Below are 17,478 nucleotides of genomic sequence, written 5' to 3' on the forward strand. Positions count from 1 at the left end.
CTTTTAAACAGCCGCCGCGGTGGCGTTATCAATTAAATCAAGCACTTCCTGCGCGGTACGGCAGGCACGTAAACGGTCGAAGTTAGCTTCATCGTCAAACAGGTTAACGATCTGCATGATGCCCACTTCTTGATGGGTGTTGGCGTCAACAGCCGCCATCGTTATCAGGATATCGACAGGGTCGTTATCTTCATGGTTGAAGACCAGCGGCGTTTTCAGGGTCACCAGCGCAAAACCGGTTTTCTTCACACCTTCTTCTGGGCGCCCGTGCGGCATCGCCAGACCCGGCGCTATCACAAAATAGGGACCATGTTGGGCAACGCCATCCAGAATGGCCTGGTAGTAGCGCGGCTCAACCACATCAGCCTTAACCAGCAGATCAACGCCCAGCTTGACCGCCTCCTGCCAGGTGCTGGCCTCGGCCTGTAATAGGATCGCGTTATTGTCCGCCAATGAATCTCGTAATTTCATATGGCGTCCTTACTTCACATCTTGTGGGAAATGCGCATTGATCACTTCCAGCAGCTTTGGACCAAAGTCAGCGGGCGACAGCATGTTACGTACACCCACCACGTATTTATTGCCGGTAACGGTAATCTCACCGGCGATGTGGGTGGAGGCGATGATGATATCCGCGCCGCTCAGTTCACTTTTGTATTCACCCACCGCGCAGCTGTTCACCGTGTGGTCGATATTTGACTGGGTTAAAAACTGGTCCACTTTCATTTTCATAATCATGGAGCTGCCTTGCCCATTACCACATACAGCCAGAATACGTACGGTCATAATCGGAACTCCTTATTAAGCAGACTGTTCTGCCAGTTGTTTTTCTGCGTCTTCCTCAGCGCGCAATGAGCGTCCTGCGAAAAACATATAAGCCAGTGCAATCACAATAATGACGGCCATAAAAATCAGCCCTATGGAGGCGAAGCCCTGCATCATCGGCGGTGCCAAAATTGACCAGTCCGCCATACCCATCCAGGCGCTCATACCGGTGAGTTTCACCGCCCAGACGCAGCCGAAGATTTCAATCATCCCCATCACCAGGCAAATCTTGAGCGCAGCACGCCAGCCGCCAAAGTGATTAGCAAACACGCCGATAGTGGCGTTAGAGAAGAACATCGGGATAAAGCCCGGAATGATCAGAATGGAGGAACCTACGCCGACAAGGATGCCGACGGCGATCAGCTGACCGATAGTGCCCCACATAAAGCCCCAGACCACGGCATTCGGCGCGAAGCTATAAATAGCCGCACAGTCGATGGCCAGTACCGCCCCTGGGATTAGACGCTGGGAGATACCGTTAAAGGCTTCAGAGAGTTCGGCGACAAACATGCGCACGCCCTGAGTAATAATGAAAATGGCCACCGCAAACGAGAAGCCGGTTTGCAGGATATAGACCGTCCAGTGGGTTTTCCCCGCCATCGCCTGCACCACATCGATACCGAAAGAGAGCAGGATCGCACCGAAGAAAATGGTCATCACAATCGCTGTCGAGACGATGTTGTCGTGGAAGATATTCAGCCAGCCTGGCAGCTTGAGGTCTTCAACGCTTTCCTCCTTTTTGCCCAGATACGGTGCGATTTTATAAGCAATCCACGACGCAAACTGCTGCTGGTGCCCGATAGAGAAGCCGCAGCCATCAGTCACTTCCTGCGTCGGCTTGTACATCATGTTTGAAGTGATGCCCCAGTAAAGCGACACCAGCACCGCAGTGCAGATAATGGTGGTCCACATGGAATAGCCGAAGATATAAAACGAGACCGCAATCAATCCCGCCTGCTGAAACATAATGTGCCCGGTCAGCATGATGGTGCGAATCCCGGTAACCCGTCGTAGCAACACGTAACAGATATTCAGCGCCAGCGCTAACAGCACCGCATAGCCCACCCAGCTATAAGCGTCGCCCATGCGTTCGATGGTTGCCATCATTGAGGCGTAGGTATCGGAAATCGCCCCGTTGATGCCATAAACCTCAGACATCTTCGCCACTACCGGTTTGAACGTGCTGGTGAGAATGCCGGACCCGGCCTGCAGCAGCATAAAGCCGATGATCGTTTTGATAGTGCCCTTGATGATAACGCTGACACTTTTACGCAGCAGGATGTAACCGAGGCAGGTCACAATACCCAACAGCAGCGGGGCGTTGGTCATGACCTGATTAAAGAACACGGTAAAGATGTTGTAGAGGATCTCCATAACGATCTCCAGTAGACGAAGTTGCTGAACATTCATTACAGATGCCCAGGATATTGTGCCCTCACTTTAGTTTTCAAAAGTAATCACATCAAGATTGAATTTGATTAAATGTGATGCAGTACGCAAATTATTCACTTACGAATGAAATGGTTTTTCCCACATTCAATCAAACGAAAATAAAATCAATAAAAACAATTAAATATGATTATTAATTAATGAGAGGGCACTTTATCTTATTGCAATAATTATCGAGAGCGTCTCTTTTTGTTGAAAAAACACGCATTGCCATTTTGATAAAATGGTGTCAGGATTAATCAAAATAAGTCACAATTTGATTCAACTTGAACAAACCTGAAGGTAAATGCGATGAGTAAAGTAAAAAGTATCACGCGTGAATCATGGATCCTGAGCACATTCCCGGAGTGGGGCAGCTGGCTAAACGAAGAGATCGAACAAGAACAGGTTGCACCAGGCACCTTTGCGATGTGGTGGCTGGGCTGTACCGGAATTTGGCTGAAATCGGAAGGCGGGACTAACGTCTGCGTTGATTTTTGGTGCGGAACAGGCAAGCAGAGCCACGGTAATCCACTGATGAAAACAGGCCATCAGATGCAGCGTATGGCAGGCGTGAAGAAACTCCAGCCAAACCTGCGCACCACGCCGTTTGTTCTCGATCCTTTCGCTATTCGCCAGATCGATGCCGTTCTCGCCACGCACGATCATAACGATCATATCGACGTGAACGTTGCTGCCGCCGTCATGCAGAACTGTGCCGACGATGTGCCGTTTATCGGACCACAAACCTGTGTGGATCTGTGGGTGGGTTGGGGCGTGCCAAAAGAACGCTGCATCGTGGTGAAGCCAGGCGACGTCGTTAAAGTAAAAGATATTGAAATCCATGCGCTCGACGCGTTTGATCGTACGGCATTAATCACCTTGCCTGCGGATCAAAAAGCGGCAGGTATCCTGCCTGACGGCATGGATGCACGTGCGGTTAACTACCTGTTCAAAACGCCGGGCGGTACGCTATATCACAGCGGTGATTCTCACTACTCCAACTATTATGCAAAGCACGGCAACGAGCATCACATCGACGTCGCACTTGGCTCCTACGGTGAGAACCCGCGCGGTATCACCGACAAAATGACCAGTTCCGATATGCTGCGTATGGCAGAAGCGCTGAACACCCAGGTGGTTATCCCCTTCCACCATGATATCTGGTCAAACTTCCAGGCCGATCCACAGGAGATCCGTGTTCTTTGGGAGATGAAAAAAGACCGGCTGAAGTATGGCTTCAAACCGTTTATCTGGCAGGTTGGCGGCAAGTTCACCTGGCCGCTGGACAAAGATAATTTTGAGTATCACTACCCGCGCGGCTTTGAAGACTGCTTTACCATTGAACCGGATTTACCGTTTAAATCCTTCCTGTGATTGCAGTTAAAATGCCGGGTCTTCCCGGCATTTTTACCCATTTATCTTAGTATTTTCAGGCTATTTCAAATATCATCTTTTCAAATCAATTTGTATCGGAATAGCTCATGACTGAAGCACAAAGACATCAAATATTGCTGGATATGCTGGCGCAATTGGGCTTTGTTACCGTTGAGAACGTGATTGAACGTCTGGGAATCTCACCCGCCACAGCGCGCCGGGATATCAATAAACTCGACGAAAGCGGCAAGCTCAAGAAAGTCCGTAACGGTGCAGAAGCCATTACCCAGCAGCGCCCGCGCTGGACCCCAATGAATCTGCATCAGGCGCAAAACCACGACGAAAAAGTGCGGATTGCCAAAGCCGCTTCCCAGTTAGTGAACGCGGGTGAAAGTGTCGTGATCAACTGTGGATCAACGGCGTTCCTGCTTGGCCGCGAAATGTGTGGCAAACCGGTGCAAATCATCACCAACTACCTGCCGCTGGCGAATTTTCTGATCGACCAGGAGCATGAAAGCGTCATCATCATGGGGGGACAGTACAACAAAAGTCAGTCCATCACGCTGAGCCCACAAGGCAGCGAGAATAGCCTGTATGCCGGACACTGGATGTTTACCAGCGGTAAAGGACTGACCGCTGACGGACTGTATAAAACCGATATGCTCACCGCGATGGCTGAACAAAAGATGCTTAACGTGGTCGGCAAACTGGTGGTGCTGGTCGATAGCAGCAAGGTCGGTGAGCGCGCGGGCATGCTGTTCAGCCGTGCCGATCAAATCGACATGCTGATTACCGGCAAAAATGCGAACCCTGAGATCCTGCAACAGCTGGAAGCACAGGGCGTGACTATTCTGCGCGTTTAGAGGTGTTGGCGGAAAAACGCGACTGTCGCCGCCAGCGCTTCTGGCGTGATGCGATGCCGTACGCCTGCTTCCCACAGGCAGGTCAGCGAGTTGTCCAGACCTGCCTGGATTAGCGCCTGTTGTAAGCGGAAGGTTTCCACTGCCGGCACCACGTCGTCATCCTGGCCATGCCACAACAGCAGCGGTCTGTCGGCAAGGCGCTCCAGTTGATGCGTTACCTCCCAGTCAGCCAGTGGCGCGACAATCGCATCAAATTCCGCCTGCTGCTCCGTCGTCTGTACCAATACTGGCGGAAAAAGCGTATGGGCAAGTCGGGTAAAATAGCCCGATCCCATCAGGCAGGCTGCACATTTCACCTCGGGATGGCGCGCCATAATGCCCAGCGTTGTCATGCCCCCCATAGATGCCCCTGCCACGGCAAGACGTTCATCCAACAGCCAATTTTCAGCCACCAGCGCCGCACGTAACGCCGTAAATTCCTGCATGTTTTGCTGCAATATCTGCCAGAAGCGGTGCATTCTTTCCTGCGCATTACCGTGGAAGCGCGTGCCATGATCGGGCGCATCGGGCATGATGACCCGAAACCCGGCCTGTGCCAGTGCAACGGCAAAATAGCTGTAGACCAGACTGGAAGAGGTAAACCCGTGATAGACGATAACGCAGGGGAGTGAAAGGTCGTGTTTATTCGTGGGAAATGCGTGCAGGACAGGGATCCCCGCCAACTGTCGTGTTTCAATTTCTATCATATGTCGCCTCTTTTTTTCTGGTATGCCATGGCGAAATACTTAACGCAAGTGAATGTGTGCGGCAATGATTCATAATGTTGAGAACTGGGTTACGCTTTCGCAACATTTTCATTCGAAAATCGCGTGAGAGATAACAATTCGGGAACATTCCCCCTAAAGGGAAATTAATAAGGCACTACACTATGGCTATCAGGAAACGAGATAGAGTTATGCGTCGGTTTGCCTCTTTGATGCTGGTGATGTTGTTAAGCGCCTGTAGCGTGCTGCAGGGCACGCCACAACCAGCACCGCCCGTCGCCGATCACCCACAAGAAATCCGCCGTGACCAGAGTAATGGGTTACAGCGATTGGGGGTTGTGAGCGCGTTGGTAAGAGGTTCTCCAGATGATGCGCTGGCAGAGATCCGCGCCAAAGCCGCTGCGGCTAAAGCTGATTATTACGTTGTCTTATTAGTCGATGAGACCATCGTAACAGGCCAATGGTATTCACAAGCCATTTTGTATCGTAAATAACATTGGGTTGAAATTTAGTCAGTTTTACATTGCTTTGCGCCCCTATGCGTTTTCCTGTGCACAATAAACCAACAGCAGGGAGCTGGAGGTTTATTCTCGCGATGGAATGCCCTGCCACGTGTAGGGGTACGAATAATGGAGCTGACGATGAAACAATCACTAGCCTTATCCTCACTGCTGCTTTCTGCTGGAATGGTGGATACCACGGCACAGTCTGCCGAGTTCGCCAGCGCTGACTGCGTAACGGGTCTCAACGAAATTGGCCAGATATCTGTCAGTAACATTGCGGGAAATCCGCAGGATGTGGAGCGTGTTGTGGCGTTAAAAGCGGATGAGCAAGGTGCCTCATGGTACCGGATTATTCAGATGTACGAAGAACAGCAGCCCGATAACTGGCGCGTACAGGCCATACTTTATGCATAACAGATTGCCGGATGGCGTAAACTTATCCTACCTACAACGAACGTAGGCAGGATAAGACGCGCCAGCGTCGCCATCAGGCATATTATTACCGTAATCCCCCCGTTGCCCGCAGTAGCAAATCATTCTGTACCTGTTCAGACAACTTCATCCCGCCGCGCGTATCCAGCATCATCTGACACCAGGACTGCGCCACGGGCGGAGACGCATAACGCAACATCTGCGTCCCGCAGCCGAGCAGGAACAGTTGCTGGGTAATTTCCCGTCCCAGCGCTTCACTGGGTTTGTGTAAATGCGGCTGTAGCTTACGCACCATTCGATCGTAATGCCTGTCTTGCCCTTTGACCTCGGCAAAGGCCTCGCTGAGCATGTCGACCATACCAGGTTGTTTCGCCAACACCCGCAGCACATCAAGGCACATAATGTTGCCAGACCCTTCCCAGATGCTGTTGACCGGCATTTCACGGTATAAACGCGGCAGCTCACTCTCTTCGCAATAGCCTGCACCGCCGAGGACCTCCATGGCCTCTGCAACAAATGGCATACCGCCTTTGCAGATGGAAAACTTGGCTGCCGGGGTGAACAACCGGGCCCACAACGCTTCTTTCGCATCCGTTCGACGATCCCAGGCCCGCGCCAGGCGAAACAGTAGCGCGGTTTGACCTTCCAGTTGAAGCGCCATGCGGCTTAATACCTGTCGCATCATCGGTTGCTCAATCAACGGCTTGCTAAATACCTGGCGTTGATGCGCATGATAAATGGCGACAGAAAAAGCGCGTCGCATCATACTGTGGCTCCCCAGCGCACAGTCAAAACGCGTCATGCCGCCCATTTTCAGAATATGGCGAATACCTTCACCTTCTTCTCCCAGCAGCCAGCCCATCGCGTCCTGAAATTCAACCTCACAGCTGGCATTAGAGCGATTGCCTAGCTTATCTTTCAGGCGCTCAAGACGGATGGAGTTACGCTGGCCATCAGGTAAAAATCGCGGCACAAAAAAGCAGGATAAGCCGCCTCTGGCCTGCGCCAGCACCAGATGGGCGTCACTTTGCGGTACCGAGAAGAACCATTTATGCCCCACCAGCCGATACGCACCATCCGCCAGCCGTTCTGCCTGAGTGGTATTGCTCAGCACATCCGAGCCACCCTGCTTTTCCGTCATCCCCATACCAATCAGCAGGCCGCGTTTTTGCCCGCCGGGCAGAAGATGAGAATCGTAGCGATCGCTACGCAGCGGCGTCAGCCAGTCATGAAATTGCGAAGGTAACATCTGGAGTAACAACGGCGTAGCGGCAAAGGTCATGGTCACCGGGCATAAGGTTCCCGCTTCCACCTGTGCATGCAGCATAAAACGTGCAGCTCGGGCAACAAACGTTCCCTGCCGCGCATCCTCTTCCCAGGCAAGATTATGCACGCGGTTGGCGCACAATCCCTGCATCAGTAAATGCCAGGCGGGATGAAAGCGCACATCATCCAACCGCTGCCCCTGCGGATCGTATCGCAGCAGTTCAGGCGGATACGCGTTAGCCAACCTACCCAGTTCAAGCGATTCTGCAGTGCCTAATTGCTGACCAATACTGGCGAGGAGATCGCTATCCCAGGCAGCGCCTTCGCGGTTGACTGCTTCACACAGTGCTCCATCCGATAGGTATAAGTTGCTGTTATTGAGTGGTACAGGTTGGTTAAAAACGGTATGCGTTTGCCAGTGCATTGTGTCTCCCTCCATCAATGGCCATCGCCTTAAGTATGGTCAGAACCACACTCTCTGCGAAGGAGGGAGATCACAAAAGTACGTTTAGCCAGCAATGTAATGAGGAATAAAACGAGAAGTATCTTTCGTAATCAACGTATTGTCTTCACGGATCCCCATGCCGCAGGCTTCATCGTCGACGATCCAACTACCAATCAGCGTGTAGCTATCGCCAAAACGCGGCAGCGGCTGAAACGCCTGATAGATCATCGGTTCTTCTGCGTAGTCGCCATCAGCATGTTCAACAATCTGCTGCTGACCATTAAAAATGGTGACGTTGCCCCCCTCACGGGAAAATATCGGTTTGCGTACATAGCTTTCGCCGGGTGCAATTTTTGACGTTTCACCTTCGAACCAGGCTGGCAGGAGGTTTGGATGGTTGGGGAAGTATCGCCACAGCAGAGGCATCAACCCTTTGTTACTGAGCACGCTCTTCCACAGTGGTTCGACCCACTGTTCCCGGCGATGACGTAGCAACGGACCGTTATCGTCACGCATCATCCACTCCAGAGGATAGAGCTTAAAGGCGCGACGAATGACGTTGTCATCAAGATCCGTCAGCACACCGCCGACGCCAAGCCCCAGATCCTCAACATAAATAAACCGCGACGCTTGACCTGCCTGCTGCGCACAATCCTGCAAATACAGCACGGTGGTGCGATCTTCGTCGGAATCTTCACAGCAGCAGAAGTAAAACGGCTCCGGACTGTAAAGCTCACTAAAACGGGCGATCAGACGTTCCTGGATAGCGTTGTACTGGTCAGTGTCCCGCGGGATCGCCCCACTGCGGCGAGCATCTTCCAGCCATAGCCACTGGAAATACGCCGACTCGTACAACGACGTTGGTGTATCAGCGTTGTATTCCAGCAGCTTGACCGGCGCATTGTTGCCACACCAGACAAAATCCATTCGCCCATACAGCGAAGGATCGCGATTGCGCCAGCTCTCAGCAATAACATCCCAGTACAGTGGGGGAATGGCCAATTGCTGAAGAATCTGCTCGTCCTTAACTGCTCGCTCAACGACGTCCAGACACATTTGATGCAACTCAGCAGTAGGCTTTTCGATCTGCTCTTCAATTTGCCGTAGCGTAAAGCGATAAGCCCGGCTTTCATCCCAGTAGATTTCGTTGTCGATAATGTGAAAATCAAAACCATGATCGTAGGCGATCTGGTCCAGATCCTGGCGAACAGGAATATCATGTCGTAACATCGTTAGCCTCCCCAGTGCCCGCGCGCGCTGGACGAACGCCCGTAACCCCCGCGAGAAACCGTCGAGACTTTCTTCGTCGTGTAGGCATGCGTCGTGGCGGTATCGTTTTTTCCGCTACCGGAACGCCAGGCATAGTCGCCTGAGGTCGTACGCCAGACGGGGCGGGAAACGTATGAAGAGCCGCCACTGCTGTAAACATACTGCTCGTCACGATCTTTGCGAATCACCCGACTGAGCAAAAACCCGGTAAACACCGGCACCCAACTATGATCGGTACTGTCGAGATAGCATTCGCCAAACTGGGTCTGACAACTCGCCTTACTTAATTGCGTTGGCACTTTGCCATAGAACTCTGTCTTGGCATTGTTCCAGCCGTCCGCACACACGGTAGCGGTATTACCGTCATCAATACATTCGCTCACCGTGGAGTAAAACCGGCCGTCGCCGTCGTTGTCCGAGCCTGTATCATCCCCGCATCCCTTGAGGATAAAAAATGCTGCGCCGCCCATAATCGCCAGCGTCAGATACTTTCCACTGTAGCGACTGCGTTTTTTCTCAAAGGGATTCACCGGGCGATTCATTCGGGCGATCGCCGAATGACCTGTTCCCAATTTCTTTTGTCCGGATTTACGTTTTCTAGCCATGATCGTCCATTACCATGTCATACAGGCGGCATTAAAAATCCCGCCAGCCAGCGCAGCGGTTCCCATAAACAGTCCCGCAGCGGTGTTGTGGTTAATAATTTTTTCACTCAATGCTGGCATATATAAGCGTACACCACCGTAGATAATAAGCTGTATCACCAACGCAATACCGCCCCAGGCAAAATAATCAGGAATACTGACCGCGTTGATTGCTGCGCTGGATAAAGGAATAACATAGCCCAGCAGCGTGCCGCTAAATGCCAGAGAGGCTGCCGTATTGTTATTTTTAATCAACTGCCATTCATTGTGCGGTGTTATCTTTGAATAGATAATAAGAAAAATTATCACCATGGCCGCACCAATAAAAAAATAGGCACAAAAGGCCAGTAATGATTCCAGGATATGCATTGTTTTCGTCCCTGACGTTAACCAATAATATTAAGAGATGTTAATGGGATATCGACACCCAGCGCCCGTGAGAATATCCACTCTGGCTCGCCTTGTTCATTGAACGACTCTTCGCCGTTCAACAGCAGATATTCCCAGGTATCTGCTGTTACCTGTCGTTGGTAGCCCATGGCAAAGTTATGCACTTCCCACTTTGCATGCTGCTGATTCTCGACCTTTTCCAGCATGTAGACTGGCTCAATATTCCCCGGTTCTTCGTCATTAAAAAAACGCTGCCAGTGCTGACCCTGCCAGAAAAGCGCTGGCATGCCGATCTCTGCCGGGCTAATGGCGGACTGCCAGTGTTTTTTCTGAGTTAAGCCATAGCTTTCTTCATACACAAACAGTTTGATATCGTCGATATCATCCATATCTGACCCGCCGGTAGTATTGATTTGCAGAAATTCCTCGCCCGAGGTGTAGTAGCGGAAAATCTGGCTTCCACCGCCCAAATTAATATGGCTGATTGCCGCAACGGTATACTCCTCGCCGGGCAACACCACCAACAAATCCTCTTCTAACAGGCGAAACGCCAGTGTGTCGAGCGTAAACCCTGCGCTCAAATGTAGGCCCAATGGGCCACGAACGGGCGTAGCGGCCTCTGCTGTGCCAAATATACGCTGTAAAAAAGTCGACATCGTTATCCCTTACTAACCTGCCAGCTAGCAATCTTTGCGGGCAGGCTTTGCCGTATAATTACTCGCCTTGCTGGCGTTGTAGTCGCGCCAGCACATCCTGGGCAGAACTTTTGTTGGCAGCGCCAATGCCGACTTCAGCCAGTTTCTCGTCCAGATCACGTCCGTCAGCCACTTTCTCCAGCTGTGTTGCCGCATCCAGCCGGGCCTGTCGCTCTGCCTGACGTGTTTGCAGACGTTTAAGTGACTCTGCTGCCGTCGATACGCTGGAAGAAGCCCCGACTGTAGATGTTGTCACGGCCTGTTGAGCGCGCTGCATCGCTTCCGTTGCCTTAACCACCTCAAGCTGCTGTTCAAACTGGGCAATCCGCTGGCCCGTTGCGGTAACAGCCTTTTCAACGCCATCACGTGAGATTTCTAAGTTAGTAAGCACTTGCTGTTCAGCCGCAATCACGTTCTCCAGACGCGCGATCTCTTCGGCGACTTCGTTAATTAACGACGGATTGACGTTTTTACTTAGCGCTTCCAGCGCCCGCGCTTCAAGAGTGGACTGACGTTCGCGCAGATCTTTCAGTTTGTCATTGCTCAGTTTCACGCGTGCCAACAGGTCAACTCGCGATTTCCCGGCTTTTTCCAGTTCATTTCTTGCGTCACGAATGTGTTGCTCCAGCATTCTGACGCCCTGTGCTTCTTCGATTGACTCTTCTGCCTGAGAAAGCACAGATTTGCCGAGGGTAAACAGGCTTTTCAAGATTCCCATCAACAGCGTTCCTTGTTATTTGTGAGTATATTCTTCAGTGATTTCCGCCAGATCTAGCGCGTTATCCACGAGCGTTGTCATTTCAAGCACCACGTCCTCTAATGTGGAGTTCAGCGACAGCGCACCAAATGCGACGTAGTATTCATCCTGCCGCACACGAGAAATGCCTACAGACGACAGTGGAAGCAGCTTTTGATTGCGTAATAAGAAAAGATTAAATGCGTCCTGATGCTGAATATTATTCACTGGGCAAATAACAGTTTCGATAATCATCTGGCGGGAGGTAAATAGAATACTGAGAAGTAAGTCTCCATAATCATTCATTTTAATAATCAATGACTGCTCATTACTTATAATATCTATATTTAAACCATGAAAATTAGTGAGCGCTTTAGTCAGCACCTGCGGGGTCCATGCCATATATAAATCCTGTATGTTATACTTAAATAAATATAAAAATATTTTCCTTCTCTTATTAGAATATCAGTTTTAGATAAAAAAAAACCATCCGAAATTGGATGGCTTTTTCTGAAAATTAACGTTTATCCACGCTGGCGGACGGCCTCAAACAGGCAAATCCCCGTCGCAACAGAAACGTTAAGCGATGAAACGCTCCCCGCCATCGGAATACTGATCAGCTCATCACAATGTTCGCGGGTCAGACGACGCATACCTTCGCCTTCTGCGCCCATCACCAATGCCAGACGACCGGTCATTTTACTCTGGAACAGAGTATGGTCCGCTTCACCGGCGGTTCCGACGATCCAGATATTCTCTTCCTGCAGCATACGCATGGTACGTGCCAGATTGGTCACGCGGATCAGCGGTACGTTTTCAGCAGCACCGCAGGCTACTTTTTTCGCCGTGGCATTCAGCAGCGCAGAACGATCTTTCGGTACGATAACCGCGTGCACACCGGCAGCGTCTGCACTACGCAAGCAAGCACCAAGGTTGTGCGGATCGGTGACACCATCGAGGATCAAAAAGAACGGTTGATCAAGTGAGGCAATCAGATCCGGCAGATCGTTCTCCTGATACTGACGACCCGGTTTCACGCGGGCAATGATTCCCTGATGAACTGCACCCTCACTTTTCTCATCCAGGAACTGGCGATTCGCCAACTGGATGACAACACCCTGGGCTTCCAGGGCATGGATCAGCGGCAGCAGGCGTTTGTCTTCACGCCCTTTGAGAATAAAGACCTCCTGAAAGCGCTCAGGCGCACGCTCAAGCAGGGCCTGCACCGCATGGATGCCGTAAATCATTTCACTCATGAATGTACTCGTTAAGATAGTTTAAGTGTAACGCCGGGCAACGCGTGGCCGCCCGGCTTACGGTTTATGGCTGTTATTGCGCGACGTTCTTTTTCGCCGCGCGTTTGGCTTTGGTGGCGGCCGCGATTTTAAGCGTTTTTGTCGAAGGCTTTTTCGCTTTTTTATCGCCTTTTTTCTCAGCCGTTTTTTTATCCGCCTGAGGTTTAGCTTTGCCTTTTTTCTCGCCGCGGAATGCGCTATCCGGTTCGAAATTCACCTTTTTTCCCGCCTGACGACGTCGGCCGGTGCTTTTACCCGTATCGCCTTTCTTCGCCTTTTCACGCGCAGTTTTACCCTCGTTGCGCGGGGCACGTTCGCTGGAGATCAGGCTAAAGTCGATTTTACGCTCGTCCATGTTGACGGCTTCCACACGCACTTCGACGCGATCGCCCAGGCGATACATCTGACCGCTTGATTCACCGGTCAGGCGTTGCCCAACCTGATCGAAGCGATAGTAGTCGTTATCCAGCGAGGAGACATGCACCAGGCCGTCAATAAACAGTTCATCCAGGCGGACAAAGAAGCCAAAACCGGTCACACTGGCAATGACGCCTTTAAAGACATTACCGACCTGATCCAGCATGAAGTCACACTTCAGCCAGTCAGATACATCGCGCGTAGCTTCATCAGCACGACGTTCTGCCATAGAACAGTGCTGACCCAGTTGCAGCATCTCTTCCATCGAATAGTGGTAGCCACCGGTTTCCGTGGTATTGCCTTTGTGGCCCTGCTCCTGCGCCAGCAGATACTTGATCGCACGGTGCAAAGAGAGGTCCGGGTAACGACGGATCGGCGAGGTAAAGTGGGCATAAGACTGCAGCGCCAGACCAAAGTGACCGCGGTTTTCGGGATCGTAAATCGCCTGCTTCATCGAGCGCAGCAGCATAGTTTGCAACATTTCTGCGTCAGGTCGATCGGCAATCGACTCCAACAACTCGGCGTAATCGCGCGGCTCGGGTTTGTTACCGCCCGGCAGCTCCAGTCCCAACTCCGCCAGCACGGAACGGAAGGAGGTAATCGCTTCAGTCGTCGGCTTGTCGTGGATACGGAACAGTGCCGGCTCTTTGGCTTTCTCAACAAAACGTGCCGCTGAGATGTTCGCCAGGATCATGCACTCTTCGATCAGCTTGTGTGCGTCGTTACGCTGAGTCTGCTCAATGCGTTCAATACGGCGTTCGGCATTGAAGATAAACTTCGCTTCTTCGCTCTCAAACGAGATACCGCCGCGCTCTTCACGGGCTTTATCCAACACTTTGTAGAGATTGTGCAGCTCTTCAATGTGTTTCACCAACGGTGCGTATTGCTCACGCAGTTCCTCATCACCCTGCAGCATGTGCCAGACCTTGGTGTAGGTCAAACGCGCGTGGGAGCTCATCACCGCTTCATAGAATTTGTAGCCCGTCAGACGCCCTTTCGTGGAGATGGTCATCTCACAAACCATGCACAGCCTGTCTACCTGCGGGTTCAGCGAGCATAACCCGTTGGAAAGGACTTCCGGTAGCATCGGTACAACCTGCGACGGGAAGTAGACGGAAGTCCCGCGGCTGCGCGCTTCCTGGTCCAGCGGGGTAGGCGGACGCACGTAATAACTGACGTCAGCGATAGCAACCCACAAACGCCAGCCACCGCCGCGTTTCTTCTCACAGTAGACTGCGTCATCAAAGTCACGCGCATCCTCACCATCAATTGTCACCAACGGCAAATCACGCAGGTCAACACGACCGATTTTGGCCTCTTCCGGTACTTCTTCTTTCAGCCCGGCGACCTGTTTAACGACTGCATCAGGCCAGATATAAGGGATTTCGTGCGTACGCAGGGCCATATCAACGGCCATGCTGGTACCCATGTTGTCACCCAGCACTTCAACAATTTTACCCACCGCTTTAGTTCGACGAGTCGGGCGCTGGGTCAGTTCAACCACCACCACGAAGCCCATGCGGGCGCCCATCACCTCTTCTGGTGGGATCAGGATATCAAAGCTGAGACGGCTGTCGTCCGGGACGACAAAACCTACGCCCGCATCGGTAAAGTAACGACCGACAATCTGACTGGTTTTCGGCACCAGTACACGCACAATACGCGCTTCGCGGCGGCCTTTACGATCCGCGCCCAGCGGTTGCGCCAGTACTTGATCGCCATGGATGCAGGTTTTCATCTGCTCACTGGAGAGATACAGATCGTCTTTACGTCCTTCGACGCGCAGAAAGCCGTAGCCATCACGGTGGCCAATAACGGTACCTTTCAGCAGGTCAAGACGCTCCGGCAGTGCGTAACACTGCCGGCGGGTGAAGACCAGTTGCCCATCACGCTCCATCGCGCGCAGGCGGCGACGAAGCGCTTCGAGCTGCTCTTCGCCTTCAATGTTGAGTTCAACGGCCAGCTCATCGCGGTTGGCCGGTTTTTCACGTTTAGTTAAATGTTCGAGGATAAATTCCCGGCTCGGGATGGGATTCGCGTATTTTTCTGCTTCGCGTTCCTGGAAAGGATCATGTGACATCGAGGTTCCTCCATTGTCAGCTCTGATGAAGATTTTCGTCACTCCACCAGCAATAATTTATATAGCGGTTGATTCTTTTCAACCAAATCAGCAAGTGTGTAGTTGTCCAGTTCCGTGAGAAAACTTTGCACTGCCTTAGAAAGCGCCTGTTTGAGTCGACAGGCAGGGGTAATGTGGCAAAACTCGCTGCTGCAGTTGACCAACGTCAACGGCTCCAACTCGCGGACCACATCACCAATACCAATATCCTTTGCCGCTTTACCCAAGCGGATACCGCCATTTTTTCCACGGATAGCAGTAACGAAGCCAGCCCGGCTAAGTTGATTAATTATTTTGACCATATGATTACGGGACACGCCGTAGACTTCTGTCACCTCAGAAATACTGGTCATACGTCCTTCGGGTAGCGACGCCATGTAGATTAGCGCACGTAATCCGTAATCGGTGAAACTCGTTAACTGCACATCAACCTCTGGAAAAAGGATAAAACGGATAAGCCTGGTAGTATTAATTATATTGATGATAAACCAGCCACCAGCCAGGTCGCTAATTTATTTCAATTCGGGAAGGAAAAAAGCGAGGAACCTACATGATTTTAAGCCAGATACTGATACAAAGCCTTGCATCCGGCTTGCTTTAAAGCAAGCGCAGCGCCATCTGACGCTACGCTACAACCTACATTATGCGTCGAACGGGTCGCGCAGAATCATGGTTTCAGTACGGTCTGGGCCAGTTGAAATGATATCAATCGGCACACCGGTCAGCTCTTCAATACGCTTGACGTAGTTCAGCGCTGCCTGCGGCAGACCGCTACGCTCTTTCACACCGAAGGTGGACTCAGACCAGCCAGGCATGGTTTCGTAGATCGGCTCGATGCCTTTCCAGTCGTCAGCTGCCAGCGGGGTAGTCGTGACTTCACGGCCATCCGGCATACGGTAAGCGACACAGATTTTCACTTCTTTCAAACCGTCCAGGACGTCCAGTTTGGTCAGGCAGAAGCCAGACAGGGAGTTAATCTGTACTGCACGACGCACAGCAACGGAGTCCAGCCAGCCGGTACGACGACGACGACCGGTGGTTGCGCCATATTCGTTACCCTGCTTGCACAGGAACTCGCCGACATCATCAAACAGTTCGGTCGGGAACGGACCTGCACCTACACGAGTAGAGTAGGCTTTGATGATACCCAAAACGTAGTCCACATAACGCGGGCCCAGGCCGGAGCCGGTCGCCACGCCACCTGCGGTGGTGTTGGAGGATGTTACGTACGGATAGGTACCGTGGTCGATATCCAGAAGCGTACCTTGCGCACCTTCAAACATGACGAAATCGCCACGCTTACGCGCCTGGTCCAGCAGATCGGAGACATCAACAACCATAGAGGTCAGGATGTCGGCAATCGCCATCACATCATCCAGCACTTTCTGGTAGTCAACGGCTTCAACTTTATAGAAATTCACCAGCTGGAAGTTGTGATATTCCATCACTTCTTTCAGTTTTTCAGCGAAGGTTGCTTTATCAAACAGATCGCCAACGCGCAGACCGCGACGTGCTACCTTGTCTTCATAAGCTGGCCCGATGCCACGACCGGTGGTGCCGATCGCTTTCGCGCCACGTGCTTTCTCACGCGCATTATCTAACGCAACATGATAATCAAGGATCAGCGGACACGCTTCAGACAGCAGCAGGCGCTCACGGACAGGAATCCCGCGGTCTTCCAGTCCTTTCATCTCTTTCATCAGCGCGGACGGAGACAGCACAACACCGTTACCGATGATGCTGATGACGTTTTCGCGAAGAATACCTGATGGAATAAGATGGAGGACGGTTTTTTCACCGTTGATTACGAGAGTATGGCCTGCGTTGTGACCACCCTGGTAGCGCACAACATATTTAGCCCGTTCAGTCAGGAGATCGACGATCTTCCCTTTACCTTCGTCACCCCATTGGGTGCCCAGTACGACGACGTTGTTACCCATTTTTCAAAATCACCGTTTGCTTAAAAATGGATTCTACCACCGCTTTTTCAGATATACAGCACTTTTTGCA

The 17,478-nt window shown here is 51.7% G+C and carries 19 protein-coding genes; 4 read left to right on the forward strand and 15 right to left on the reverse strand.

Annotated elements, in window-relative coordinates; all coding sequences use genetic code 11:
* Nucleotides 1–3: 3 nt before the first annotated feature.
* From ulaC to ulaA, 3 genes are read right to left on the reverse strand one after another with little or no spacing between them, the layout of a single operon-like run.
* The gene (ulaC, locus tag AC3ITF_RS20000; protein WP_096758565.1) at nt 4–471 is read right to left on the reverse strand and encodes a PTS ascorbate transporter subunit IIA; all 468 of its coding nucleotides are present in this window, start codon (nt 469–471) and stop codon (nt 4–6) included.
* 9 nt (nt 472–480) lie between these two features.
* The gene (ulaB, locus tag AC3ITF_RS20005; protein WP_096758566.1) at nt 481–786 is read right to left on the reverse strand and encodes a PTS ascorbate transporter subunit IIB; all 306 of its coding nucleotides are present in this window, start codon (nt 784–786) and stop codon (nt 481–483) included.
* A gap of 15 nt (nt 787–801) precedes the next feature.
* Entirely contained in the window at nt 802–2,199 is a 1,398-nt protein-coding gene (gene ulaA / locus AC3ITF_RS20010; protein ID WP_137400517.1) for a PTS ascorbate transporter subunit IIC, read from the reverse strand.
* 366 nt (nt 2,200–2,565) lie between these two features.
* On the opposite strand from ulaA, the gene ulaG reads away from it, so the two are divergent.
* Both ulaG and ulaR read left to right on the forward strand, forming a co-directional pair.
* Complete coding sequence (ulaG, locus tag AC3ITF_RS20015) at nt 2,566–3,630, forward strand: L-ascorbate 6-phosphate lactonase (protein ID WP_096758568.1); 1,065 nt, start codon at nt 2,566–2,568, stop codon at nt 3,628–3,630.
* A 107-nt stretch (nt 3,631–3,737) separates the two neighbouring features.
* Complete coding sequence (gene ulaR, locus AC3ITF_RS20020; RefSeq protein ID WP_096758569.1) at nt 3,738–4,493, forward strand: HTH-type transcriptional regulator UlaR; 756 nt, start codon at nt 3,738–3,740, stop codon at nt 4,491–4,493.
* On the opposite strand, the gene yjfP is transcribed toward ulaR, so the two are convergent.
* On the reverse strand, nt 4,490–5,239 hold the full coding sequence (yjfP, locus tag AC3ITF_RS20025; protein ID WP_115259609.1) for an esterase: 750 nt from the start codon (nt 5,237–5,239) through the stop codon (nt 4,490–4,492). The genes ulaR and yjfP overlap by 4 nt on opposite strands.
* A 182-nt stretch (nt 5,240–5,421) precedes the next feature.
* On the opposite strand from yjfP, the gene bsmA reads away from it, so the two are divergent.
* Nucleotides 5,422–5,751 carry a biofilm peroxide resistance protein BsmA gene (gene bsmA, locus AC3ITF_RS20030; protein ID WP_096758571.1) on the forward strand — a complete coding sequence of 110 codons (330 nt, stop codon included), beginning with the start codon at nt 5,422–5,424 and terminating at the stop codon, nt 5,749–5,751.
* Between the two features lie 147 nt (nt 5,752–5,898).
* Nucleotides 5,899–6,174: a DUF1471 family protease activator YjfN gene (gene yjfN, locus AC3ITF_RS20035; RefSeq protein WP_135912687.1), complete on the forward strand. Its 276-nt coding sequence runs from the start codon at nt 5,899–5,901 to the stop codon at nt 6,172–6,174.
* Nucleotides 6,175–6,259: 85 nt separating this feature from the next.
* Here yjfN and AC3ITF_RS20040 read toward each other — a convergent pair whose 3' ends face one another.
* The 11 genes from AC3ITF_RS20040 to purA all read right to left on the reverse strand — a co-directional run bounded on the left by AC3ITF_RS20040 (nt 6,260) and on the right by purA (nt 17,408).
* On the reverse strand, nt 6,260–7,882 hold the full coding sequence (locus AC3ITF_RS20040; RefSeq protein WP_489175967.1) for an isovaleryl-CoA dehydrogenase: 1,623 nt from the start codon (nt 7,880–7,882) through the stop codon (nt 6,260–6,262).
* A gap of 84 nt (nt 7,883–7,966) precedes the next feature.
* Nucleotides 7,967–9,133: a glutathionylspermidine synthase family protein gene (locus tag AC3ITF_RS20045; RefSeq protein ID WP_096758574.1), complete on the reverse strand. Its 1,167-nt coding sequence runs from the start codon at nt 9,131–9,133 to the stop codon at nt 7,967–7,969.
* Between the two features lie 2 nt (nt 9,134–9,135).
* Nucleotides 9,136–9,777 (reverse strand): DUF1190 domain-containing protein, encoded by a 642-nt coding sequence (locus AC3ITF_RS20050; RefSeq protein ID WP_181506290.1) that lies wholly within the window; start codon nt 9,775–9,777, stop codon nt 9,136–9,138.
* Between the two features lie 9 nt (nt 9,778–9,786).
* Nucleotides 9,787–10,185: a DUF350 domain-containing protein gene (locus AC3ITF_RS20055; RefSeq protein ID WP_096758576.1), complete on the reverse strand. Its 399-nt coding sequence runs from the start codon at nt 10,183–10,185 to the stop codon at nt 9,787–9,789.
* 17 nt (nt 10,186–10,202) lie between these two features.
* Complete coding sequence (locus AC3ITF_RS20060) at nt 10,203–10,862, reverse strand: YjfK family protein (protein ID WP_489175968.1); 660 nt, start codon at nt 10,860–10,862, stop codon at nt 10,203–10,205.
* Nucleotides 10,863–10,920: 58 nt separating this feature from the next.
* The gene (locus tag AC3ITF_RS20065; protein WP_096758578.1) at nt 10,921–11,619 is read right to left on the reverse strand and encodes a PspA/IM30 family protein; all 699 of its coding nucleotides are present in this window, start codon (nt 11,617–11,619) and stop codon (nt 10,921–10,923) included.
* Between the two features lie 15 nt (nt 11,620–11,634).
* A complete protein-coding gene (locus tag AC3ITF_RS20070; protein ID WP_135912690.1) occupies nt 11,635–12,039 on the reverse strand; it encodes a YjfI family protein in 405 nt (134 codons plus the stop codon).
* A gap of 122 nt (nt 12,040–12,161) precedes the next feature.
* The gene (rlmB, locus tag AC3ITF_RS20075; RefSeq protein ID WP_096758580.1) at nt 12,162–12,893 is read right to left on the reverse strand and encodes a 23S rRNA (guanosine(2251)-2'-O)-methyltransferase RlmB; all 732 of its coding nucleotides are present in this window, start codon (nt 12,891–12,893) and stop codon (nt 12,162–12,164) included.
* Nucleotides 12,894–12,966: 73 nt separating this feature from the next.
* On the reverse strand, nt 12,967–15,429 hold the full coding sequence (gene rnr / locus AC3ITF_RS20080; RefSeq protein ID WP_096758581.1) for a ribonuclease R: 2,463 nt from the start codon (nt 15,427–15,429) through the stop codon (nt 12,967–12,969).
* 38 nt (nt 15,430–15,467) lie between these two features.
* Nucleotides 15,468–15,893, reverse strand: coding sequence for a nitric oxide-sensing transcriptional repressor NsrR (gene nsrR, locus AC3ITF_RS20085; RefSeq protein WP_096758582.1), 426 nt, complete (start codon nt 15,891–15,893; stop codon nt 15,468–15,470).
* Nucleotides 15,894–16,109: 216 nt separating this feature from the next.
* Nucleotides 16,110–17,408 (reverse strand): adenylosuccinate synthase, encoded by a 1,299-nt coding sequence (gene purA, locus AC3ITF_RS20090; protein WP_096758583.1) that lies wholly within the window; start codon nt 17,406–17,408, stop codon nt 16,110–16,112.
* Nucleotides 17,409–17,478 lie beyond the last annotated feature (70 nt).

The sequence above is a fragment of the Citrobacter sp. KH_055_1 genome (assembly GCF_057838705.1).